20 protein-coding genes are annotated in these 21621 nt (G+C 62.3%); 11 read left to right on the top strand and 9 right to left on the bottom strand.

Translation table 11 applies throughout. The features are described 5' to 3' along the window. Positions 1-21 precede the first annotated feature (21 nt). Positions 22-309: a type II toxin-antitoxin system RelE/ParE family toxin gene (locus AC0JZ4_RS01710; RefSeq protein WP_471884737.1), complete on the bottom strand. Its 288-nt coding sequence runs from the start codon at positions 307-309 to the stop codon at positions 22-24. 417 nt (positions 310-726) lie between these two features. On the opposite strand from AC0JZ4_RS01710, the gene AC0JZ4_RS01705 reads away from it, so the two are divergent. Next, positions 727-2769, top strand: a complete 2043-nt coding sequence (locus AC0JZ4_RS01705) for an oxidoreductase (protein WP_471884736.1) — start codon at positions 727-729, stop codon at positions 2767-2769. Positions 2770-2853: 84 nt separating this feature from the next. Here AC0JZ4_RS01705 and AC0JZ4_RS01700 read toward each other — a convergent pair whose 3' ends face one another. After that, on the bottom strand, positions 2854-3480 hold the full coding sequence (locus tag AC0JZ4_RS01700) for a PRC-barrel domain-containing protein (RefSeq protein WP_471884735.1): 627 nt from the start codon (positions 3478-3480) through the stop codon (positions 2854-2856). A 177-nt stretch (positions 3481-3657) separates the two neighbouring features. Next, complete coding sequence (locus AC0JZ4_RS01695; protein WP_471884734.1) at positions 3658-4539, bottom strand: SMP-30/gluconolactonase/LRE family protein; 882 nt, start codon at positions 4537-4539, stop codon at positions 3658-3660. Positions 4540-4905: 366 nt separating this feature from the next. On the opposite strand from AC0JZ4_RS01695, the gene AC0JZ4_RS01690 reads away from it, so the two are divergent. From AC0JZ4_RS01690 to AC0JZ4_RS01650, 9 genes are all read left to right on the top strand, one after another. After that, the gene (locus AC0JZ4_RS01690) at positions 4906-5637 is read left to right on the top strand and encodes a LuxR family transcriptional regulator (RefSeq protein WP_471884733.1); all 732 of its coding nucleotides are present in this window, start codon (positions 4906-4908) and stop codon (positions 5635-5637) included. Positions 5638-6057: 420 nt separating this feature from the next. Next, complete coding sequence (locus AC0JZ4_RS01685; protein WP_471884732.1) at positions 6058-7236, top strand: Mrp/NBP35 family ATP-binding protein; 1179 nt, start codon at positions 6058-6060, stop codon at positions 7234-7236. Between the two features lie 154 nt (positions 7237-7390). Next, positions 7391-9292, top strand: a complete 1902-nt coding sequence (locus AC0JZ4_RS01680) for a potassium transporter Kup (protein ID WP_471884731.1) — start codon at positions 7391-7393, stop codon at positions 9290-9292. 205 nt (positions 9293-9497) lie between these two features. Beyond that, positions 9498-10688, top strand: coding sequence for a cell wall hydrolase (locus AC0JZ4_RS01675; protein ID WP_471884730.1), 1191 nt, complete (start codon positions 9498-9500; stop codon positions 10686-10688). Between the two features lie 248 nt (positions 10689-10936). Continuing rightward, positions 10937-11284: an AtpZ/AtpI family protein gene (locus AC0JZ4_RS01670; RefSeq protein WP_471884729.1), complete on the top strand. Its 348-nt coding sequence runs from the start codon at positions 10937-10939 to the stop codon at positions 11282-11284. Positions 11285-11343: 59 nt separating this feature from the next. Next, positions 11344-12096, top strand: a complete 753-nt coding sequence (locus AC0JZ4_RS01665) for a F0F1 ATP synthase subunit A (RefSeq protein ID WP_471884728.1) — start codon at positions 11344-11346, stop codon at positions 12094-12096. Between the two features lie 70 nt (positions 12097-12166). Beyond that, positions 12167-12394: a F0F1 ATP synthase subunit C gene (locus AC0JZ4_RS01660; protein ID WP_028750571.1), complete on the top strand. Its 228-nt coding sequence runs from the start codon at positions 12167-12169 to the stop codon at positions 12392-12394. 220 nt (positions 12395-12614) lie between these two features. After that, positions 12615-13268: a F0F1 ATP synthase subunit B gene (locus AC0JZ4_RS01655; protein WP_471884727.1), complete on the top strand. Its 654-nt coding sequence runs from the start codon at positions 12615-12617 to the stop codon at positions 13266-13268. Positions 13269-13271: 3 nt separating this feature from the next. Beyond that, the gene (locus tag AC0JZ4_RS01650) at positions 13272-13751 is read left to right on the top strand and encodes a F0F1 ATP synthase subunit B (protein ID WP_471884726.1); all 480 of its coding nucleotides are present in this window, start codon (positions 13272-13274) and stop codon (positions 13749-13751) included. A gap of 558 nt (positions 13752-14309) precedes the next feature. Here AC0JZ4_RS01650 and AC0JZ4_RS01645 read toward each other — a convergent pair. Beyond that, a complete protein-coding gene (locus AC0JZ4_RS01645; protein ID WP_471884725.1) occupies positions 14310-14972 on the bottom strand; it encodes a ribonuclease HII in 663 nt (220 codons plus the stop codon). 225 nt (positions 14973-15197) lie between these two features. Continuing rightward, on the bottom strand, positions 15198-16355 hold the full coding sequence (locus tag AC0JZ4_RS01640; RefSeq protein ID WP_471884724.1) for a PA0069 family radical SAM protein: 1158 nt from the start codon (positions 16353-16355) through the stop codon (positions 15198-15200). Between the two features lie 127 nt (positions 16356-16482). Here AC0JZ4_RS01640 and AC0JZ4_RS01635 point away from each other — a divergent pair, with 127 nt between their 5' ends. Next, positions 16483-16998: a glycosyltransferase family 2 protein gene (locus AC0JZ4_RS01635; RefSeq protein WP_471884723.1), complete on the top strand. Its 516-nt coding sequence runs from the start codon at positions 16483-16485 to the stop codon at positions 16996-16998. A 107-nt stretch (positions 16999-17105) separates the two neighbouring features. Here the strand turns inward: AC0JZ4_RS01635 and moaB are convergent, their stop codons facing one another. The 4 genes from moaB to AC0JZ4_RS01615 all read right to left on the bottom strand — a co-directional run bounded on the left by moaB (position 17106) and on the right by AC0JZ4_RS01615 (position 21603). Then, the gene (gene moaB / locus AC0JZ4_RS01630; protein WP_471884722.1) at positions 17106-17648 is read right to left on the bottom strand and encodes a molybdenum cofactor biosynthesis protein B; all 543 of its coding nucleotides are present in this window, start codon (positions 17646-17648) and stop codon (positions 17106-17108) included. Then, on the bottom strand, positions 17645-18562 hold the full coding sequence (locus AC0JZ4_RS01625; protein WP_471884721.1) for a 4-(cytidine 5'-diphospho)-2-C-methyl-D-erythritol kinase: 918 nt from the start codon (positions 18560-18562) through the stop codon (positions 17645-17647). The genes moaB and AC0JZ4_RS01625 overlap by 4 nt, the downstream gene beginning before the upstream one ends. Continuing rightward, positions 18562-20400 carry a tetratricopeptide repeat protein gene (locus tag AC0JZ4_RS01620; protein WP_471884720.1) on the bottom strand — a complete coding sequence of 613 codons (1839 nt, stop codon included), beginning with the start codon at positions 20398-20400 and terminating at the stop codon, positions 18562-18564. Before AC0JZ4_RS01620 ends, AC0JZ4_RS01625 begins: the two co-directional genes overlap by 1 nt. A 186-nt stretch (positions 20401-20586) precedes the next feature. Beyond that, positions 20587-21603 (bottom strand): polyprenyl synthetase family protein, encoded by a 1017-nt coding sequence (locus AC0JZ4_RS01615; RefSeq protein WP_471884719.1) that lies wholly within the window; start codon positions 21601-21603, stop codon positions 20587-20589. Positions 21604-21621: the final 18 nt, after the last annotated feature.

The following is a 21621-nucleotide window of genomic DNA, read 5'->3' as shown; positions in this document are numbered from 1 at the left end:
GCAGAGGGCGGTTGTCAGCCCCTAAAACTCGGGCGGATATTGCCGCGCGCCGTGAAGCACACGGATAATGTCGATGAAGTACGGTTCGTCCAGCGTGTAGATAAGCCGAAAGGGCGTGCGCGGTACGGTGAGTTCGCGGGTGCCGGCAACGTCGCCTTCACGTCCCAGCAGTGGAAAGCTTTCAAGTTGCTCCGCGACGATGAAGATTGCCGTCAGCACTCGTTCAAGCCCGCTGGGGCTTTCCTTTTCGATATGCTGCTTTATCGCGTCCAGGTCGGCTTCGGCCGTATCCTGAAAGCGGACGTGCATCAGAAGCCGAATTTGCGTCGGGTTTCATCGAGGGTCTTATAGCACGCCTTTCCGCTGTGCTTTCGCTCGAGTGCCTGCTCGATCTGCGTATTCATCCAGGCACGATGTTCAGATGCGATATCCGCATCCTCTATCGGTACCAGAGTGTCCGGGGCAGAGTTTTGTTCTTTAAGCATGGCCATGAGCGATGGTAGCAGATTGCGGTTGGTTCCGGTAGGGCCGGAAATGGCAGGTCAGCCGGCTTAAAGCCGGCCGCTTCTCGTTTCGGTCAAAGATTGAGCAAGCGATAGACGTCTGGAAATAACCTATCGCAATCACCGCATCTGCCGCTTTACGACACCACACGCCGCGTCTGCTTGTCGCGCATCTTTCGCCGCTCGGCGATGATCCAGGCTCGACGGAACGAGAGCGCACCCCATGTCGATTTCCAACGATCCCCTGCTGCAACCCTACAAACTCAGGCACCTGACGCTGAAGAACCGTATCATGTCGACCGCGCATGAGCCGGCCTATTCGGAAGACGGCATGCCGAAGGATCGCTACCGGCTCTACCATGTGGAAAAGGCCAAGGGCGGCATCGCGCTGACGATGACGGCAGGCTCCGCCAGCGTCTCCGTCGACAGCCCGCCGGCCTTCGGCAATCTTCTCGCCTACAAGGACGAGATCGTGCCGTGGATGAAGAAGCTTGCCGACGACTGTCACGAGCATGGCACGGCGGTGATGATCCAGCTCACCCATCTTGGCCGCCGCACCAACTGGAACAAGGGCAACTGGCTGCCGGTTCTCGCCCCGTCGCCGATCCGCGAACCGGCCCATCGCGCCATTCCCAAGGAGATGGAGGATTGGGATATCGAGCGGATCGTCGCCGACTATGCCGATGCCGCCGCGCGCATGCAGGCCGCCGGCCTCGATGGTGTCGAGATCGAGGCCTATGGCCATCTGATCGACCAGTTCTGGTCGCCCGCCACCAACCGGCGCGAAGACGAATTCGGCGGCTCGCTCGACAACCGCCTGCGCTTTTCCGACATGATCTTCAAGGCGGTCAGAAAGGCCGTCGGCCCGGATTTCATCGTCGGCACCCGCCTGGTCGTCGATGAGGACTGGCAAAAGGGCCTGTCGCGCGAGGAGGGAATGGAGATCGCCAGGCGGCTCGTCGCCTCCGGCCGCATCGATTTCCTCAACGTCATCCGGGGGCATATCGATCATGACGCCGATCTCAACGAGGTCATCCCGATCCAGGGAATGAAGGCGTCCCCGCATCTCGATTTTGCCGGCGAGGTGAGGGCGGCGACGAAGTTCCCGGTCTTCCATGCCGCTCGCATCGCCGATGTCGCGACCGCCCGCCATGCGATCGCCGAGGGCCGTCTCGACATGGTCGGCATGACGCGCGCCCATATCGCCGATCCGCATATCGTCAGGAAGATCATGGCAGGCCAGGAAGCGCGCATCCGCCCCTGCGTCGGCGCGACCTACTGTCTCGACAGGATCTACGAGGGCGGCGAGGCGCTCTGTATTCACAATGCGGCGACCGGCCGCGAGGCACTGATCGCCCATGATATCGAGAAGGCGGCGTCACCACGTCGCGCCGTCGTCATCGGTGCCGGGCCCGCCGGGCTGGAGGCGGCCCGCGTGCTCGCCGAGCGCGGCCATGCCGTGACCGTGCTTGAGGCAACCGGCGAGGCGGGCGGTCAGGTCAACCTTCTTATCCGCAACCCGCGTCGCCGCGAAATGATCGGCATCGTCGACTGGCGGCTGTCGGAACTGGAGCGTCTCGGCGTCGAGATCCGCTACGATGTCTATGCGGAAGGGGCGGACGTCCTGGCGCTGGAACCCGACCTCGTCGTCGTCGCGACCGGCGGCTTCGCCCAGTCGCCGGAACTGGAGGAGGGCGAGGACCTGGTTACCAGCAGCTGGGATATTCTGGCGGGCACTGCCCGGCCGGTCGGCCCGGTGCTTCTCTTCGACGACAATGGCGGCCATCCGGGCATGAGTGCGGCGGAAGTGATCGCGGCGACCGGCACCGAGCTGGAACTCGTCTCCCCCGAGCGCTTCTTCGCACCCGAAATGGGCGGCATGAATCATGTGCCTTACGCCAGAACCTTCGCCGAGAAGAACGTCAGGGTGACGATCAACACGCGGCTGAAGGCGGTGCGTCGCAGCGGCAACGGACTGACCGCCGTTCTCGGCTCGGACTACGCGACATCGACCGTCGAGCGTCAGGTCGCACAGGTCGTGGTCGAGCATGGCACGATGGCCAATGCCGATCTGTTCCTGGAATTGAAGCCGTCCTCGCGCAATCTCGGCGCCGTCGACTATCCGGCCCTGATCGCGCGCAAGCCGCCGCTGCCGGTCAGGCAACCGCAATCGGCTTTCGACCTGATCCGCATCGGCGATGCCGTCTCCAGCCGAAATATCCACGCGGCGATCTACGATGCGTTGCGGCTCTGTTCGCTTCTGTAACCAGGAAAAAGGGCGGCGCCGCAGCACCGCCCCTGATCGCTATCGCCACTGGTAGCGAGGTGTTCGCTCCAGGCATCCAGCCTTTTAAGGCTTGGGCGCCGTCGACGAGTTTGTCTCGCCACCCGTAGCAGGTGCACCCGGCGCGGCAGGCGTTGCCGGTGCTGTGGTCGTGGAGGACGTCGTGGTTGCGTCCGTGGCCGCCTGCTGGTCTGCCAGCGTCTGGAACTCCGGCGCCGCCTGCAGGGCTTCTGCCGTTTCCGTCGTTGTCAGACGCACGTCGTTGTTGTTGGCGGCGTCACGCGCCATGGTGATCTTGTCGATCGGCAGCGCCACGTTCTTTTCGCCGATGCCAAGGAAACCGCCGACACCGACAACAGCCGCGACAATGCCGCCGTTCTCCTGAAGGATCAGGTCGTTGACGTCGCCGATGCTCTCGTTGCCGGCGTTGTAGATCTGCTTGCCGATATAGTCATTGGCGCTGATCTGGGTTGCCGACTGCTCGGTCAGATAGCTGCCGGCTGCCGAAGACGACATTTCGGCACCAGTCGTTGCGCCAGGCGCAGCGGTGGTCGAGTTGGCGTCAGGCGTTGCCGGTGCGGTCGGCGATGCCGGCTCTGCCGGTGCCGAATTGCTGGTCTGTGCGAACGCCGGCGCGATGGCTGTGGACGTCATGAGGGCGGCCGCGATAATTGCTCCAAGGGTCTTCTTCATGGTGATCCTGCCTTTGTTGTTGTTGCGTCTTTTTCTGTCGAGCCCGCGGTCTTGTTGTTGGTTTTCACCGCTTGCTTCGACAGGACAAACAACGTCCGGCAACATTTGGTTCCCGCATTGATGCATTTTAATGCGGGAACGATGTCCGGGATCAGGACAGCTTTCGGGGCAGGTCGCCTACAGCCGGTAGGCGTGTTCGGCTCTGTCGCGAACACCCGTTTGCACCGCAAATGTCGCGCCTGCCTGCGCATCCTCGGCGCGGCCGTTGGCGTCCAGCCCTTCCCAGGCGGACGTGACGGCGATGCGGCCCGAACCGATGAAGGCAGGGCAGGTCGTGCGCTTGGCGGGAAGCAGGTAGCTCTCCACCAGCACGCCCTGCGCGTCATAATGATCGAGCGCGCCGATACCCCAGCGGGCATTCCAGATATGGCCCTGTGCATCGCAGATCGAGCCGTCCGTGCCGCCCGGCTCGCCGGAGCGGTCGATGAACACGGAAGGCTCGCCGCTCGGCAGGCCGCTTGCCGGGTCGACGGCAACCTTCATCACCTTGTTGACGCGGGTGTCGGTGAAATAGGCAGTTGCGCCATCCGGTGAAAAGCAGATCGAGTTGGAAATGCTGATGCCGCCATAGAGCTGCGTCACCACGCCCTTCGAGACATGATAGATCGCGCCCGCGCCGTCGGCCGCCTTGCGTCCCATGGTGCCGATCCACAGGTTGCCGGATTGGTGCACGCGTCCGTCATTCGAGCGGTTGCCGTCATTGCCGGGTTCGAGATCGCAGTGGTGGGCCAGTTCCCCGGTCGCCCGATTGCGGATGAACAGGCCCCTGTCGCTGCCGATCAGCTGGCTTTCGTCATCGATGCGCGCCACCACGCTCGCCATCACCGGCAGAGGATGGATCGTCTCCTGGCCGCGGCCCAGATCCAGCGCATGCAGACCCCGGCCGAGAATGTCGAGCCACCAGAGCGTATTGGTCTCCGGTTCGAAGCTCGGCCCTTCGCCCAGTTCGCACAGCGTTGGCGACAGAACGGTTCCCGTAAATGGCGTGATGGACGTCATGACATGCCTCCCTTTCATGGCCAGCTCTTATGTCGAAAGAGTTGTTTCGACTGGTTATTCGCCACGTATCGTTGCGGCCGTCAAACTGTCGTCCACAGCAAATTATTCAAGCATGGTGCATCGCACAGCGTTTTTCGCTAAAAACGATCACGTCTCAGCATTCTTTGCTGTGGCCAACGCCAAAAATTAACATCTCTTTCAATTCTGCAGTGGAAGCTGAACCTTGCCAAAACACGCGATGCGGGAAGAAAAACCGGACTTTTATTTTACGTCCTTTCCAACCAGCGCGTTTTCCGAAAAACCAGAATGATTCGTGTGCTTGCGCCAGATGATGTGGCGCATTCGGTGGAGCAGAGAAGTTACCATATGGCCAAGACGGACACCGCGGCCGAGCTGATTCGTTTCGACATCGATGTCGAGGAAATCGCCGGTCTTGAGACGCAGTTCGATGTCTTCCGCTTCATGAAGCGGTTTGCAGATTTTTATGGGTTCAAGACCTTCATGGTCTTCAATCTTCCCGCCCCGACCGCAACAGGTCTGGCCGGCAGCTCGATCATCACCAACTGGCCCGCCGAAATGCTGTCGCTGTTCGACCGCGAGATCTATGGCCAGGCGGCTTACGCCCTGCGCAACCTGCGTCGTTCCTCGCTCCCGTTCACCTACGACCTTGATGATACGCAGGCCGACTATGCCAACCGCGATGCGCGCGAGACATTCGTCCGCTTCGGCGTCGCGCGCGGCGTCTATTTCCCGGTTCACGATGGTTCCGGCACGAGAGGCGCCGTGACGCTCGGCGGCCTCAGCGCTGCGCCATCCCATCAGCAGATGATGGAACTGGCCTATGTCTGCGCCCATGTCTTCGAACGTCTGGCCCAGATCCGCAATGTTGATGTCCGCGTCCACGATCTCCTGACCGAGCGCGAGACCGACTGCCTCAACTGGACCGCCGCCGGCAAGACGAGTGCCGAGATCGCCGATATCCTCGGTCTCTCCGAACACACGGTCAACCACTACCTCAACCGTGCTGCCAAGAAGCTCGATACGGTCAACCGTACGCAAGCCGTGGCCAAGGCGCTGCGCACCGGCATCATCAAGTAGTTAATTGTTGCGACGCACAATTTGTGTGCAACTGCACGATGCCAGCTGCGCTCATGCCGAGTAAAAAGGAGGTCTCCGGCCAAACAGAATGAATCTGGGCCGGATTCCCGCCAAAACGAAAATGGCACGCTTCATGCATTCGATTGTGCAGGTCCAGAGGGGGCCACAGAAGCGTCCCAAGAGACGCGAACCAAAAGCAGAAGCCGTCCTGCGGTCTGGCGCCAGTTGGCAGCCGACCGCGGGACGGCTTTCTCTTTTCCGGCCCGTCCTTCGTCTCTTTCTCCGTCAATCCTGCCTGTCCGGACATTCCGTCCGGCAAGGCGGCTTGCCGGGATGCAAGCTCCGCTCCTATATAGCGCCCAAGACAGAGCGTCGGGTGAGTGTCCGCCCGGCACGTCGAGGATGCAGCAGGAGTTCCAGATGCCGGATGTAACCAAGGACCAGGTGCTAGCAGCGCTCGCCAAAGTGCCGGCTCCCGACGGCACCGGCGATCTCGTCTCGCGCGGCATGGTTTCGGACGTCTTCATTTCGGATCAGAAAGCCTATTTCTCGATCACTGTGCCGGCCGACAAGGCTGACGCGCTGGAGCCGATGCGGCTTGCCGCTGAAAAGGCCGTGACCGGCGTGGCCGGCGTCAGGGGTGCGCTGGTGACACTCACCGCCGACCGCAAGGCAGGATCTTCGCCACCGCCGGCACCGGCCAAGCCCACCGGACACGGCCCCGCACCGGCGGGCGCAGCATCGGCAGGCCATCCATCGGCCGGAAACGCGCAGCCGCGCGGCCCGGTCAACGTCAAGACCGGCGTTCCCGGCATCGGCGCCATCATCGCCGTCGCGTCCGGCAAGGGCGGTGTCGGCAAGTCGACGACCGCCGTCAATTTTGCTCTCGCACTTCAGGCAAACGGCCTGCGGGTCGGCCTGCTTGACGCCGATATCTACGGTCCGTCCGTGCCGCGCCTGTTGAAGATTTCCGGCCGCCCCGAACAGATCGGTGGACGCCAGATCCGGCCGATGGAAAATTACGGCCTCAAGGCCATGTCGATGGGCTTCCTCGTCGATGAGGAGACGGCGATGATCTGGCGCGGTCCGATGGTCCAGTCGGCGCTGTTGCAGATGCTGCGCGAAGTCGCCTGGGGCGAACTCGACGTGCTCGTCGTCGACATGCCGCCCGGCACCGGCGACGTGCAGCTGACCATGGCCCAGCAGGTGCCGCTTGCCGGCGCGGTCATCGTCTCGACCCCGCAGGATCTGGCCCTCATCGATGCCCGCAAGGCGGTGACGATGTTCGGCAAGGTCGAAATCCCGATCCTCGGCATCGTCGAGAACATGAGCTATTTCCTCGCTCCCGACACCGGCAAGCGCTACGATATTTTCGGCCATGGCGGTGCAAGGGCCGAGGCCGAACGCATCGGCGTTCCCTTCCTCGGCGAAGTGCCCCTTACCATCGATATCCGCGAGCGCTCCGACCTCGGCACGCCCATCGTCCATTCGCAGCCGGATGGCGAGATCGCCGGTATCTACCGGGAGGTCGCGGAAAAGGTCTGGGCGCAGGTCAAGCAAGGCTCCCGCCGCAAGCCGCCGGCCATCGTCTTCGAATAACAGGCGCATTCCACAATCCCCTTGCCGCGACGGGCGGCAGGGGCCATCTATTGACGATAAATCCTGTCTGCCATCATTTGCCTGCCAGTCACTGACCAGTATCTGAAAGCCCCTGTTTTCCGCCGGAAAGGCTGACGTCCCCGTCAGGCACTTCATGGGTCATCCCGCAGAGCATCACGCCGCTGAAAAGACCAGGACCCAAAGCCTGTTTGCCCTGGCGCTCGGCTCTGTCGGCGTCGTCTACGGCGACATCGGCACCAGCCCGCTATATGCGTTCCGCGAGGCGCTGAAGCCGATCGCTCATGACGGCGTCACCCATGTGGAAATCATCGGCCTGATCTCGCTGATGATCTGGACGCTGACCATCATCGTCACGATCAAATATGTCCTTTTCTTGCTGCGCGCCGACAATGACGGGGAGGGCGGTACGCTCTCGCTGCTCGCCCTCCTGACCAAGACGCCGAACGGCCACCGTGCGCTGCTGATGCTGCTCGGTCTGATCGGTGCCGCACTTTTTCTCGGCGATGCGATGATAACCCCGGCGCTATCGGTCATGTCGGCGGTCGAAGGCCTGAAACTGGTGACGCCTGCCGCCGACGGTTTCGTCCTGCCGATTTCGGTCGCCATCCTTGTCGGCCTCTTCGCCATCCAGTCGAAGGGGACCGGCCATGTCGCCCGCTATTTCGGCCCGATCACCGCGCTCTGGTTCGTTGTGCTCGGCGCGGGCGGCATCGTCCATATCGCCGACGACTATTCGATCCTCAACGCCTTCAATCCCTGGTACGCCGCCCAGTTCATGCTGCGCGAAGGCTTTGCCGGCGTCATCGTGCTCGGCGCGGTGTTCCTCACCGTCACAGGCGCCGAAGCGCTTTACGCCGATCTCGGCCATTTCGGTCGTCGGCCGATACAGTGGGCGTGGTTCACGCTGGTTTTTCCGGCGCTGACGCTGAATTATCTCGGCCAGGGCGCGATGGTGTTGAAACATCCGGAAGCGATGCGCGATCCCTTCTACCTGATGTTTCCGGAATGGGCGCTGATCCCGGTCATCATCCTGGCGACGGCCGCAACCATCATTGCCAGTCAGGCGGTCATCACCGGCGCCTTCTCGCTGGTGCGCCAGGCGATCCATCTCGGTTACCTGCCGCGCATGCAGATCCTTTTCACCTCGGAAACCAATACCGGGCAGATTTTCCTGCCCGGCGTCAACACGCTGCTGCTGATCGGCGTCATCGCGCTGGTTCTCGGCTTTGAAAGCTCCGAGGCGCTCGCCACCGCCTATGGCATCTCGGTCACCGGCGCGATGGTGGTGACGACGCTGATGGCCTTCGAGTTTGTCCGTCTGCGCTGGAACTGGCCGCAGACGGTGGCGATCCTGACGCTCGCGCCGCTTCTGGCGCTCGAAATCGTCTTCCTTGGCGCCAATCTGTTGAAGATCCACGACGGCGGCTGGGTGCCGGTGATGATGGCGGCGATCTTCACCATTATAATGTGGACCTGGAAACGCGGCACGGCGATCCTGTCTGAAAAGACGCGCCGCATCGACGTGCCGCTGCAAACCTTCGTGCCGATGCTGGAAAAGAAAAGCGATCATGCGCCCGTGCAGGTTCCAGGCGTCGCCATCTTTCTCACCAGCGACCCCGAGACCGCGCCGGCAGCGCTTCTCCATAATATAAAGCACAACCACGTCCTTCACGAGAAGAACGTCATCCTGACGATCCGCACGCTCAACATGCCGCGCGTGCCAATCGGAGACCGTTTCCGCATGGAAAAACTCTCCGAGCGCTTCACGATGCTGGAGCTGAATTACGGCTTCATGCAATCGCACAATGTCTCCCAGGCGCTCGCCTATCTGCGCAAGACCGGCTTCAAGTTCGATATCATGTCGACTTCCTTCTATCTCGGTCGCCGCAAGCTGATCCCTGATGCGCAATCGGGCATGCCCATGTGGCAGGACCGTCTGTTCATCGCCATGGCCAACTCCGCCACCGACCCGTCCGACTATTTCCACCTGCCGGCCAACCGTGTGGTGGAACTGGGCTCGCATGTGATCATCTGAGCGCCTCTGGCGTGTCCTTCCCGCCACATTCACGCATCCGTTAAATGCGCGACTGCTGATCGAGCCTGCCGCGCAAGGCTTTCCACCCTTCGCGTTAACCGCTCATCAAGGTTAATGATTCACTATCCACCCATAGTCGCTGCCCGATCCCGCCCGGCATGCCGGGGCGAGGGGGCTGTCATGGTTGTGCCGTGGAGTTGCCGTTTTGCGTACAAAGAGAGTTCTGCGTAAGAATAGCCTTCCGCGTACCGACAAGTCCCTGTTGCGTTGGGACAGGATGGCGTCTCCGGCTCTGCTTGGCCTTGCCGCCTGGCTTGTCTTCCCGGCGGTTCCGTCCTCGGGCGATTTCACCGATCTCTTTGCCGGCCGCGGTTCCGCCTCCGAGACCTGGCGCATGGTCATGACCCAGTCGCCGGCGGGCTCGCTGCATGCCGGTTCTCTCGCCTTTCCCGGCGGTGCGGGCGTTCTCGGCGGCGATGCCGGCATCGCGCTGCCCGACGGCACGAAACTGGCTCTGGCGGATAAGGACAAGCCGGGCGAGGCGACTCCGGATGAGGACCGCGTCAACCGTGCCGCCAAGAAGGGCCGCGTCGTTGCCGTCGAGGTCATGCAGCCGCCCAAGGCATTTTCCGCAGGCTCGATCCTCCAGCGCTCCAGTTCGCTGATCAAGCCGGTCGCGTCCGACGACGAGATGACCGCCTTCGTCAAACCTGCCAATGACCAGCAGCCGGTCGAAGTGGCGGAATTCTACCCACGCAAGGACGAGGTGCAGGAAAACAGCCTGCCGCCGATGATCGCCAGCCTCGTCACCAACGATACGCCCGACGTGCTGGCTTCCGCCTATGCGCCGGCCGCCCCGGACTTCTCCCGCCAGTCTCCCTTCGATGCGCTTCTCGGCAAGAAGCCGGCCGCCGGCCGCTTCATTCCGCCGATCGGCAAGGACGACCACGCCTGGGCGGCAAACCCGCTGCCTGAAGACAGCTTTTCCCCCAAACAGCAGCAATGCCTCGCCTCCGGCATCTATTTCGAAGCGCGCGGCGAAAGCGTGCGCGGCCAGGCCGCCGTAGCCCAGGTCATATTGAACCGGGTGCGCAACCCCGCCTATCCCGGCACGATTTGCGATGTCGTCTATCAGAACGAGGACTGGCGCAACCGCTGCCAGTTTTCCTTCGCCTGCGACAATATAAAGGACCGCATCCGCTCGCAGGAAAACTGGAAGATCGCCAAGGACGTGGCGATGGCGACGACCGCCGGCAAGATCTGGCTTCCCGAGGTCGGATCCGCGACACATTATCATGCCGTCTACGTCAAACCGAACTGGGGACGCACGATGAAGAAGGTCGGGCGCATAGGTCTGCACATCTTCTACCGTACCTATGGTGGTGGTTGGAGCTGATACAAGCGTCGAAGCCGCGCCGATTCCCGCACCAGTTTTACCCCCAATCGCTCATGTCGGGTTTAAGCCCATGAATTGCATGGGTTAATTTCCGTTGTATGAAGCGCGCCCGGTGCCTTGACTACGCAGGCGCTCAAAACTATGTTGCGCGCGACTTGAAAGACGGGCCGGAAGGCGCGATTTCCCTCGCTACCCTTTGATTCCGGTTCTTCCGGTTGGGAGCCGGTCGGCGGTGGAGGACGCGAAATATGGATGACCGTGACGAAGGTCTGGAAGACCGCCGCAAACGCCTTTCCGCAGCCTTGGCTGACAGGAAGGTGGATGAGGCGGCAGAGGCGAAGCGGGCAGCGCAATCTGAAACAAGCCGCAAGGGCATGTCCCTTGGCTTGAAGATTTCCTCCGAATTCATCTCTGCGGTCGCTGTTGGCGCCATTCTGGGCTATCTGATCGACCGTTTTGCCGGTACCGCGCCGTGGGGGATGATCATACTTCTTCTCCTCGGTTTCGGTGCAGGCGTCTTGAACGTGCTGCGTTCCGTCGGCATGGTGGCAGAGCCACCGGACCGGGCGGGACGAAGCGACAAAGATATAAAGTGAAGCGGCGACAAGCCGTTTCGACAACAGACCGCATCGACGGTCAGCGAAAGAGGTAGACGGTGGCAAACGATCCGATCCATCAGTTCCAGATCAGCAAGATCGTTCCGATCGAGATCGGTGGCATCGACCTTTCGTTCACAAATGCGTCCCTCTTCATGGTCGCGACCGTCGCCTGCGCCGCGGGCTTCCTCTATTTCGCAACCTCGCAGCGGGGCCTTATTCCCGGCCGTGCGCAGTCGATTGCTGAAATGTCCTATGAATTCATCGCCAACATGCTGCGCGAAGGCGCCGGCTCGCATGGCATGAAGTTCTTCCCGCTGGTCTTCTCGCTGTTCATGTTCGTGCTGACCGCCAACATGCTTGGCATGTTCCCGTACTTCTTCACGGTCACCAGCCAGATCATCGTCACCTTCGCGCTCGCCGTTCTCGTCATCGGCACGGTCGTCGGCTACGGTTTCTACAAGCACGGCCTCGGCTTCCTGAAAGTCTTCGTGCCGTCGGGCATTCCGGGCGTGCTTCTGCCGCTCGTCGTTGCCATCGAAATCATTTCTTTCCTCTCGCGTCCGATCTCGCTCTCCGTTCGTCTTTTCGCGAACATGCTCGCAGGTCACATCACGCTGAAGGTTTTCGCAGGCTTCGTCACCTCGCTCAGCGCCCTTGGCGCGCTCGGCATCGGTGGCGCCATCCTGCCGCTCATCATGACCGTCGCCCTGACCGGTCTCGAATTCCTCGTCGCCTTCCTCCAGGCCTATGTCTTTGCGGTACTGACTTGCATGTACCTCAACGACGCGGTCCATCCCGGCGGGCACTAAGGATAACTACCCATTGGCGTCCTGAAGGCGTCAGTCATCAGCCGCAACACCCATTCGAAGGAGTTTCATCATGGAAGCGGAAGCAGCAAAGTTCATCGGCGCAGGTCTCGCTTGCTTCGGTATGGCCGGCACGGCACTCGGCCTCGGCAACATCTTCGGCAGCTACCTGTCGGGCGCTCTGCGCAACCCGTCTGCCGCTGACAGCCAGTTCGGCCGTCTCGTATTCGGCTTCGCCGTTACGGAAGCTCTCGGCATCTTCTCGCTGCTCATCGCTCTCCTGCTGCTTTTCGCAGTCTAAGAACGGGCAGCGGGGCGGTTTATACCGCTCCGGGAAATCGGGATCGCGGCCGTTTGAGAAATCAGCGCGCCGCGGTTCCGTACATTAGAGTGCAGGGCGCCTTTGGCGAGCCCTCGGGGTCTTTCGGGACCGCGCTCTGACTTATAGAGTTTTACGTATCGGACCCTTCGAGAACCGATTTGGATTTTCGGGGCGATGCGGGGGAATACACCTGGAGGTGATGATGTTCGTGACCCCGGCACATGCGCAGACCGCGCCGGCCGCTTCTGAAACGCCTGCAGCGCCGGGCACAGCCCCTGCTGGGGAAAGCCAAGCCGCGCCGGCCGTGGGCGAGGTTCACACCGAAACCGGCGTTGCGCAGGGCGCAGAGCATGGTTCGGGCGTGTTTCCGCCCTTCGATCCGACGCATTTTGCTTCGCAGCTGCTGTGGCTCGTCATCACGTTCGGTCTCTTCTACATCCTGATGAAGAAGGTCATCGTACCGCGCGTTGGCGGCATCATCGAGGATCGCAAGAGCCGTATCGCCGGCGATCTCGAAGAAGCAGGCCGCCTCAAGGCGGAAGCCGACGCTGCCGTCGAGACCTATGAAAAGGAACTGGCCCAGGCCCGTTCCAAGGCCAACGGCATTGCCGAGACGGCCCGCGAGGAAGCCAAGGCCAAGGCCGCCGCAGACCGCGCCGCCATCGAGGCCGAACTGGCCGGCAAGCTTGCCGCTGCCGAAGCCCGCATCGGCGAGATCAAGGCCAAGGCATTTGCCGACGTCGGCACGATCGCTGAAGAAACCGCCACCGCCGTTGTCGATCAGCTGATTGGCGCCAAGGCGACCGGCGACGACATCAAGGCCGCTGTTGCGGCTGCCAAGACGGGAGCCTGATCCATGGACGCAACATTTTTTGCGCTTGTCGGCCTCGTTCTCTTCCTCATCCTGATCGCCTATCTCAAGGTGCCGGGCATGATGGCCAAGTCGCTCGACGAGCGTGCGGATAACATCCGCAGCGAACTCGACGAAGCCAAGCGCCTTCGCGAAGAGGCCCAGGCGCTGCTCGCTGAATACCAGAAGAAGCGCAAGGAAGCCGAAGCCGAAGCCGAAGAGATCGTTGCCGCCGCCAAGCGCGAGGCAGCTCTTCTCGCCGACGAGGCACGCCAGAAGACCGAGGAATTCGTTGCCCGCCGCAACGCCGTCTCGGAAGCCAAGATCAAGCAGGCCGAGACCGACGCCATCGGCGCCGTGCGCGCTGCCGCAGTCGACATCGCCATCGCTGCCGCGGAGAAGGTCATCTCGACCAAGACCGACAAGCCGACCCAGACAGCCCTCTTCAAGGATGCCGTCTCCAAGGTCCAGTCGCGTCTCAACTGATCGATAAGGTCAGAGCAGAATTCGAAAAGCCGGGTGGAAACGCCCGGCTTTTTTGTGTCTGGTCATGTACGCAGGTCGGTAGAAAACTAATTCTCAGCGCGGGCCTTGAGCCAACAAGGCCATAATTCGGCAACGGCTTCATGGCGAGCAGCAACGGATAACGGGGAAGCGCCGTCATGGCCATTTTCGCTATATCTGTAATCGCTCTCAGGTGTGACGATCACGGTATCAGCGCCGAATTGATCTGCGGTAACATCGACGATCAGGTCTTCACAGCGGACCCATATGTGGCTTTCCCATAAGTTGTTTCTATGGAAGCCGGCTTCCCTTAGTCGAATTCGCCCATCGCTGCCGAATGGATTACCGATCGCCAGATCTGCTGAATAACCCTCAAAGCGCAATGTGTGACAAAGGAAGAGGCTGCTTCGGCCGCATGTGCGGCTTGACGCAGGCGTCGGTACCGATACCCCACGCGATCGGTGCCAGTGCGGCCATATGGGTTCGAGAAAGTAACGCACTGCCTTGGCGTGCTTGACGATGGCAGTGTGTGTCGAGTGCTTAGTCAGCGGTATCATCCTGCTTCAACGGCCGAAAGCTCATCCGGTGCAGCACGCACGGGCCATCCGTGCTGATCGCATCACGATGCTGCTTTGTCCCGTAGCCGGCATGCTTGCCGAAGCCGTAAGCCGGATAGACGAGGCCGGCGCGGGTCATCATCCGGTCGCGCGTCACCTTGGCGACGATCGAGGCGGCGGCGATAGAGACGGAACGGCTGTCGCCCTTGATCACGGCCTTGCCCGAACAGATAAGCCCTTTGGGCACATCGCGGCCGTCGACGAGCACATGGGCCGGCGCGATGGGCAATCCTGCGACCGCGCGGCGCATCGCGTCGAGACTGGCGCGCAGAATGTTGATCCCGTCGATCAGCTTCGGGCCGGACGAGGCGATCGAGACATGCGCCGTCGCCATGATCGCCTCGAACAGCTGCTCGCGCTGCTTCAGGGAGAGTTTCTTGGAATCGTTGAGCCCGACCGGGATATTGTCCGGGTCGAGGATGACGGCGGCAGCGACGACCGGACCTGCAAGCGGCCCTCGGCCCGCCTCGTCGGTTCCGGCGACCGGCCAGTGACCGGCATCGCGTGCGGCAAGCTCGAGGCTGAAATCGCAGGTCAGGACATTATCGGAAGGCATCGGAGAATCGGGCGGCGTGCGAGCGAACATGGCGGCAAGCTCGCACGCCGTCCCGATCTCCTGCAAGCCCCGGAAGCGAGTGCGGCTTCGCTGTCCACCGGGGAACGCGGTGGCCGGGGCAAAGGTCTCGGGTGGGCTGTAGGCGGGGAAACCGAACCGAGAACCAATGAAATGCGATAGGAAGGATGCGCCGAGATCTGGCGGGAATTGCTCAGCGCTTCCTGGGCGTTTCGTGTCTGTTGATCATTGGTCTCCTTATAAAAGCGAAAGCTGGACGCCGCCGCCACTGGGGCGGAGGAACAGGTCGTCGCGCAGCGGCATGCCGCGCCGGGTCAGGCCCAGCCGCTTGGTCGCCATCTCGAAGCGGCGACTGATCTGCCAGGCATAGGGGCCGGTGCCCTTCATCCGCTTGCCGAACTCGGCGTCGTAATCCTTGCCGCCGCGCATCGAACGGATCAGCGACATGACATGCCGGTAGCGATCCGGATAATTGCGCAACAGCCAGTCGCGGAACAGAGGCGCCACTTCCAGCGGCAGGCGCAGCAGCACATAGCTTGCCTCGCGCGCACCCGCCGCATGGCCGGATTCGAGAATACGTTCGATCTCGTGGTCGTTCAGCGCCGGGATGATCGGCGAGGCCATGATGGCGGTCGGAATGCCGGCCTCCGTCAACGCCTTGATTGCTTCGAGCCGCTTGGCCGGTGTCGAGGCGCGCGGCTCCATCGTGCGCGCCAGCTTGCGGTCGAGCGTCGTCACCGAAATGCCGACCTTGGCGAGCCCTTTCGAGGCCATTTCGGAGAGAATGTCGATATCGCGCATCACCAGCGCCGACTTGGTCACGACCGCGACGGGATGGTTGGCCTTGTTAAGCACTTCGAGGATCTGGCGCATGATCCGCCATTCCCGCTCGATCGGCTGGTAGGGGTCGGTATTGGTGCCGATCGCGATTGCCCTGACCTTGTAGTCGGGCTTGCTCAATTCCCGCTCCAGAAGTCGCGGCACATCCGGCTTGGCAAACAGCTTTGCCTCGAAATCCAGCCCCGGAGACAGGCCCATGAAACTGTGGCTCGGTCGGGCGAAGCAATAGATGCAGCCGTGCTCGCAGCCACGATAGGGATTGACCGACCGGTCGAAGGGAAGGTCGGGGGAATCGTTGCGGGTCAGTGCCGTCTTCGGCTTCTCCACCTGCACCTCGGTACGAAACGCTTCCAGCGCCTCGATCGTTTGCCAGCCATCGTCGAAAGCCTCGCGGCGTTCGTCCTCGAAACGGCCGCTCGGGTTCAATCCCGCACCGCGTCCGCGCCGCCTGTCGATATCGATCCGCAGACCGGAGGACTGTACCAGCGCGTCGGCAATGTCAGCCGTATGGGCGGGCGCAAACGCACCCTGCCTGAGATCAGACAGCTCGGTCATGGAGGGCTCCTGGCGAGATCGTTTCCCGCGTTCGATGATTAAATTCCTACTCTCGAAAATAGAACATTGCAAGAACAAACTTTGTTCCTTGCTGGCATTCTCTGTTGCGATGCGGTAAGGGTCGGAAATGCTGACTGTTTTGATGGAATGCAGGGACCAGGAAGCCGAGCTGGCGCAGACGCTTTCGATCCTCGTCACGGCCGCGGTGGAGGGGCTGGTGAGTGACGTGATCATACTCGATCACGGCTCGCGCGATGGCTCGTCCCGCGTGGCGGATGCAGCCGGCTGCCGGTTCCATGGTCATTGGGATATCAAGGACATAGTGCGCAGTGCGCGCGGCGAATGGCTGCTGTTGCTGGAGCCGGGCGCGCGCCCGCAAAGCGGCTGGATCGACGAGGTGATGGAATATCTGGCGCTGATGAAGCAGCCGGCGCGGTTCTCCCCGTCGCGCAACTATCGCCGGCCTTTCCTCAAGCGCATCGGCCGCACCGTGCCGCCGCTGCAACAGGGCCTGCTGGTGCCGAAGAAGAACGCCATCGCCGCCGCCAGGTCCGGCATGGATCTGGAAGCGCTGGCCAGGGGCCAGAAACCGGCGAAGCTTTCGAGTGAACTCATTCCGGCCTGGGTGATGGCGGAGCGCTGATCAGCGAGCCAGCACGTCTCCCGAAAGTGGTCACCGGTTTCGGGATGAAGACATGCGCAAAAAGAAGCAGAAGCACGGCAAACGGATCTGAAAGATCGCGGCGTGTTTTAGCCGCGACGCAGATGCTCGTCCAGACGCGGCATGATTTCCACGAAATTGCAGGGCATGTGGCGGTAGTCGAGCTGCGCCTTCAATATCCCGTCCCAGGCATCCTTGCAGGCGCCGGGGGAGCCGGGCAGCACGAAGATATAGGTGGCGTTCAGGACACCGCCCGTGGCACGCGACTGGATCGTAGAGATGCCGATCTTGTCGTAGGAAATCCGGTGAAAGACTGCGGAAAACCCGTCCATCCGCTTTTCGAACAGCGGCTCGAGTGCTTCGGGCGTCACGTCGCGGCCGGTAAAGCCCGTGCCGCCGGTGGTGATGACGACGTCTACGGTTTCATCGAGCGTCCAGGCGGTCACCTGATCGGCGATCTTTGCCTTGTCGTCGGTCACGATGGCGCGTGCCGCAAGCCTGTGGCCTGCGGCCTCGATGCGATCGACAAGCGTCTGGCCGGACTTGTCGTTGTCGAGCGTGCGCGTGTCCGACACGGTCATGACGGCAATGCCGAGCGGAATGAAGGCGCGGGTCTCGTCCAGGCCGATCATGATCGTGTTCCTTTCGTCTCTGCTGCGGCAAAATACCAGTCGGGGCGCTCGCGGCGAAGGTTTTCCGCCGCCCGCTCTGCCTCCGCTTGCGTCTCGAACAGGCCGAAGCAGGTGGCGCCGGAGCCGGACATGCGCGTCAGCCATGCGCCTTGCGCAGCGATCATGTCGGAAAGTTCGGCAATCTGAGGCGCAAGCGCACGGGCAACCGGTTCGAGATCGTTGCGGATGGCGGCAAGCTCGGAGCGCCAGTCGCCACGAAGCGGCGGGATCGGCGGGTTGGTCTTGGTCGGCAATTGCCGGAATGTCTGCGGCGTCGAGACGCCGATAAGCGGATTGCCGAGCACGATCGAAAAGGCGGGCAGGGTGTCAAGCGGCGTCAGGTCCTCGCCGATCCCGCGCACCATCAGCGGCTCGCTTTTCAGGCACATCGGCACATCGGCGCCAAGCGCAAGCGCCAGCGCCGCAAGTTCCGCCTCGCCCACAGAGGCATCCCACAGCCGCAGCAGCCCACGTATGGCCGCCGCCGCATCGGCAGAGCCACCACCGATGCCGGAAGCGATCGGCAGGTTCTTTTCGAGCTGGATGGCAACCGGCGGAGCGGACAGTCCTTGGGTCGAAAGAGCGGAGCGCAGCAGGTCACGCGCCTTCAGCACCAGGTTCGTCTGGGCGCCCGGCACATCCGCCTTGTCCAGCATCCGGCCGAACCGGCCCGACACGCTGAAACTATCCTCGGCGGCCGTAGAGAAGCGCAGCGTGTCGCCTTCGCTGGCAAAGGTCACCAGCATTTCGAGCAGGTGATAGCCATCGGCCCGCTGGCCGACGACATGCAGGGCGAGGTTGATCTTGGCGGGCGCGAATTCGACAAGGCCCGCCGGGGAGGCGGGCCTGTTCCGATCGACGATCATGTCGAGCATCAGGACTTTTTATCGGGCGTTGCAGGCGCGGGTGCTGCCGGGTTGGCAGGCGTTTCCGTCTGGTTGCGCACGGTGTTGGTGGCGTTCGGATCGACCGGCGGCAGGCCGTTGGCGATCTTCTCCTTCACCTTGTCGTGGTTCACGTCCTCGCCCTCGGAAACCAGCGTCCGGTTCCACTGGTAGACGGCTTCGAGCTTGCGCCCGACGCGCCAGTAGGCATCGCCCAGATGGTCGTTGATCGTCGCATCGCCGGCGCGCAGCTGGATCGCCTTTTCAAGCTCGGTCACCGCCTCGTCGAAACGGCCCATGCGGTAATAGGCCCAGCCGAGCGAATCGACGATATAGCCGTCGTCCGGCCGTGCATCGACGGCCTGCTGGATCATCTTCAGGCCTTCGTCGAGATTGATGTTCATGTCGACCAGCGAATAGCCGAGATAGTTGAGCACCTGTGCCTGACCGGCATTGAGCTCCAGCGCCTTGCGGAAATTCGGCTCGGCCTTGTCCCACTGCTTCAGCCGCTCATAGGCGATGCCGCGCTGGAAGAACACCGACCAGTCGCCCTGGCGCGGCACGGGACCGATGATCTCGATCGCCTTGTCGTAATTTTCCGCCATCGCCTTGTAGTCCTTCGCTTCGGAAAGGACGCTGCCATAGGCGATATAGCTGCGGATGTCGGAAGGGTCCGAGGCGATGAGGTCGCGCAGATGCTGCTTGGCCTCGTCCACCTTGCCGGTATCCGAAAGCGTGATGCCGAGCTGCAGCTCGGAAATGCGTCGCATCGGCGAGCCTTCCGGCACCTGCTGATAGAAGGCGATGGCGCGCTGCGGCTGCTCCAGCTTTTCGGCAATGCCGCCGAGCAGCAGCAGCGTATCGGCGCTCTTGTCGTCCAGCGCATGGGCAATCTGCAGATAGAGCGCCACCATGTCTTCCGCGCCCTGGCGGTTCAAGGCGCCGCCGATGGAAAACAGCACGCCGGCTGCACCTTCCGATGCGTTGGTTACCTGTTGCACCGGCTTTTCGCCGCTCTCGATGCTCTGGCGCAGCGCCTTCAGCGGCGCATAGTTGGTAATCAGCCCGTCACCGACCGAGATGGCGTCAAGCGCCTTCTGCTTGTTGCCGGTCGAGGCTTCCAGCCGCGCCAGCGCCATCACGGCGCGCATGAACGTGTCGGGCGCGGTCGCAACCGCATCATTGTTGGTGACGGCCTTGTTCAGGTGCTGGCGCGCGGTGGTGATGTCGCCGGTAACGATCGCCATCGCACCGAGATGGTATTCGGTGAAGACGCTGAACCAGGCCGGGCCCTTGAGAGCGTTGATCGACGAGATCGCCCGCTTGCCCTTGCCCGCGCCGACATCGGCCCAGGCGGAGAGAAGAAGATGCGTCAGCCGGTCGAGATCGTTCGGGCCGCTATAGGCAAGGATCTTCTTGGCCGCGTCATACTTGCCGTCGCGCAGCGAATCGAGGCCGCGCACGATCTTCGTCACGCGCTCTACGGCGGCATCGTCCTTCAGCGCCTCGGCTTCCTTCAACCCGTCCTCGAAATCGCCGTTGAGCAACAGCGAAATCATCAGTCGCTCGCGGATCTCGATATTCGCCGGCTCGAAATCGAGCGCCTTGCGATAGAGAGCGATCGCGGTGGGATAATCATGGTCGACATCGGCGGTGCGTGCCGCCAGAAACGCGCCGGAGAAGGATTTCACCTGGCCGGGCGTAAACGTCACGGCTTTCTCGGTCGCAGGCTTGGCTTCCGGTGTGGCCGCACCCGCAGCGGTGCCGAACACCAGGCATGCCGCAAGGGCTGCGCCGGAAAGCAGGATATGACGGGTTGTCTGCCGCATGGACGGGCCTTTCATGAAAGCTTTCGTAGCGGCGAAATTCGCCGCAGGATCGCGCCGAGTGATTCACAACACAATGTCTTTTTTGAAGCAGGTCCGCAAGGAAATCTCCGGCATCCCCAGGCCGCTGCCTGGGGGGAAGCCGGTCACACCTGCGTTAGCGGGCGGCGATCCGCGCCGCCCTTTGGCTCAGTTGACCCGCTGGATGGAGAAGTCGATGACTTCCATCATCGCGTCCTTGATCGGGCCGGCCGGCAGCGGTGCCAGCGCATCGCGGGCGATCGTGCCGTAATGAAGGGCGCGGGCGATCGTGTCCTTCAGCGCATCATGCTTGGTGATCAGGCCGAGTGCCTTTTGCAGGTTCTCGTCGCTGCTTTCACCCTGTTCGATCGCCGTGCGCCAGAACGCCTGTTCCTCGGGCGTGCCGCGGCGGAACGCCAGAATGACGGGAAGCGTGATCTTGCCCTCGCGGAAATCGTCGCCGACATTCTTGCCGAGTTCGGCAGCCTTGCCGCCGTAGTCGAGCGCATCGTCGGCCATCTGGAAGGCGTAGCCAAGGTTCATGCCGTAGGAGCGCAGCGCGGCGCGGCTTGCCTTGTCGGCATTGGCGATGATCGGGCCGACTTCAGCGGCAGCGGCAAAGAGAGCCGCCGTCTTGGCGCGGATGACCGACAGGTAGTCGTCTTCGGTCGTTTCCATGTTCTTGGCGACGGAAAGCTGCAGCACCTCGCCCTCGGCGATCACGGCGGCAGCGGTCGCCAGCACGTCGAGCGCTTCGAGCGAGCCGACATCGACCATCATCTTGAATGCCTGACCGAGCAGGAAGTCGCCGACCAGCACGCTTGCCTGGTTGCCCCAGATCATCCGAGCGGTGGACTTGCCGCGGCGCAGGTCGCTTTCGTCGACCACGTCGTCATGCAGAAGCGTTGCCGTATGCATGAACTCGACGGAGGTGGCGAGTTTCACATGGCCTTCGCCCTCGTAGCCGAACATCGCGGCCGAAGCGAGCGTCAGCATCGGTCGCAACCGCTTGCCGCCGGACGAGATCAGGTGGTTGGCGACTTCCGGGATCATCTCCACGTCGGAGCCTGCCTTGGACAGGATCAGCTGGTTGACCCGCTCCATGTCTGCCTTCGTGAGATCCACGAGCGGCTTGACGGATGCCGATTTGTTTTTGCCTTCTTCAAGCGGTATGACGACGCCCAAGTGAGGCCTCCCTGGAAA

The organism is [Rhizobium] kunmingense, from assembly GCF_977018605.1.
The sequence above is the reverse complement of the archived record's forward strand: the minus strand, read 5'-3'. Positions and strand labels throughout refer to the sequence as shown.

What these genes read in the sequence shown, in the direction of transcription:
- AC0JZ4_RS01655 (WP_471884727.1), top strand. Translation starts at nt 12,615, where the DNA reads ATGATGTTCGTGACCCCGGCACATGCGCAGACCGCGCCGGCCGCTTCT.
- AC0JZ4_RS01700 (WP_471884735.1), bottom strand. Translation starts at nt 3,480, where the DNA reads ATGAAGAAGACCCTTGGAGCAATTATCGCGGCCGCCCTCATGACGTCC.
- moaB (WP_471884722.1), bottom strand. Translation starts at nt 17,648, where the DNA reads ATGATCGGCCTGGACGAGACCCGCGCCTTCATTCCGCTCGGCATTGCC.
- AC0JZ4_RS01660 (WP_028750571.1), top strand. Translation starts at nt 12,167, where the DNA reads ATGGAAGCGGAAGCAGCAAAGTTCATCGGCGCAGGTCTCGCTTGCTTC.
- AC0JZ4_RS01635 (WP_471884723.1), top strand. Translation starts at nt 16,483, where the DNA reads ATGCTGACTGTTTTGATGGAATGCAGGGACCAGGAAGCCGAGCTGGCG.
- AC0JZ4_RS01640 (WP_471884724.1), bottom strand. Translation starts at nt 16,355, where the DNA reads ATGACCGAGCTGTCTGATCTCAGGCAGGGTGCGTTTGCGCCCGCCCAT.
- AC0JZ4_RS01650 (WP_471884726.1), top strand. Translation starts at nt 13,272, where the DNA reads ATGGACGCAACATTTTTTGCGCTTGTCGGCCTCGTTCTCTTCCTCATC.
- AC0JZ4_RS01670 (WP_471884729.1), top strand. Translation starts at nt 10,937, where the DNA reads ATGGATGACCGTGACGAAGGTCTGGAAGACCGCCGCAAACGCCTTTCC.
- AC0JZ4_RS01710 (WP_471884737.1), bottom strand. Translation starts at nt 309, where the DNA reads ATGCACGTCCGCTTTCAGGATACGGCCGAAGCCGACCTGGACGCGATA.
- AC0JZ4_RS01620 (WP_471884720.1), bottom strand. Translation starts at nt 20,400, where the DNA reads ATGCGGCAGACAACCCGTCATATCCTGCTTTCCGGCGCAGCCCTTGCG.
- AC0JZ4_RS01680 (WP_471884731.1), top strand. Translation starts at nt 7,391, where the DNA reads ATGGGTCATCCCGCAGAGCATCACGCCGCTGAAAAGACCAGGACCCAA.
- AC0JZ4_RS01705 (WP_471884736.1), top strand. Translation starts at nt 727, where the DNA reads ATGTCGATTTCCAACGATCCCCTGCTGCAACCCTACAAACTCAGGCAC.
- AC0JZ4_RS01625 (WP_471884721.1), bottom strand. Translation starts at nt 18,562, where the DNA reads ATGCTCGACATGATCGTCGATCGGAACAGGCCCGCCTCCCCGGCGGGC.
- AC0JZ4_RS01690 (WP_471884733.1), top strand. Translation starts at nt 4,906, where the DNA reads ATGGCCAAGACGGACACCGCGGCCGAGCTGATTCGTTTCGACATCGAT.
- AC0JZ4_RS01645 (WP_471884725.1), bottom strand. Translation starts at nt 14,972, where the DNA reads ATGTTCGCTCGCACGCCGCCCGATTCTCCGATGCCTTCCGATAATGTC.
- AC0JZ4_RS01685 (WP_471884732.1), top strand. Translation starts at nt 6,058, where the DNA reads ATGCCGGATGTAACCAAGGACCAGGTGCTAGCAGCGCTCGCCAAAGTG.
- AC0JZ4_RS01695 (WP_471884734.1), bottom strand. Translation starts at nt 4,539, where the DNA reads ATGACGTCCATCACGCCATTTACGGGAACCGTTCTGTCGCCAACGCTG.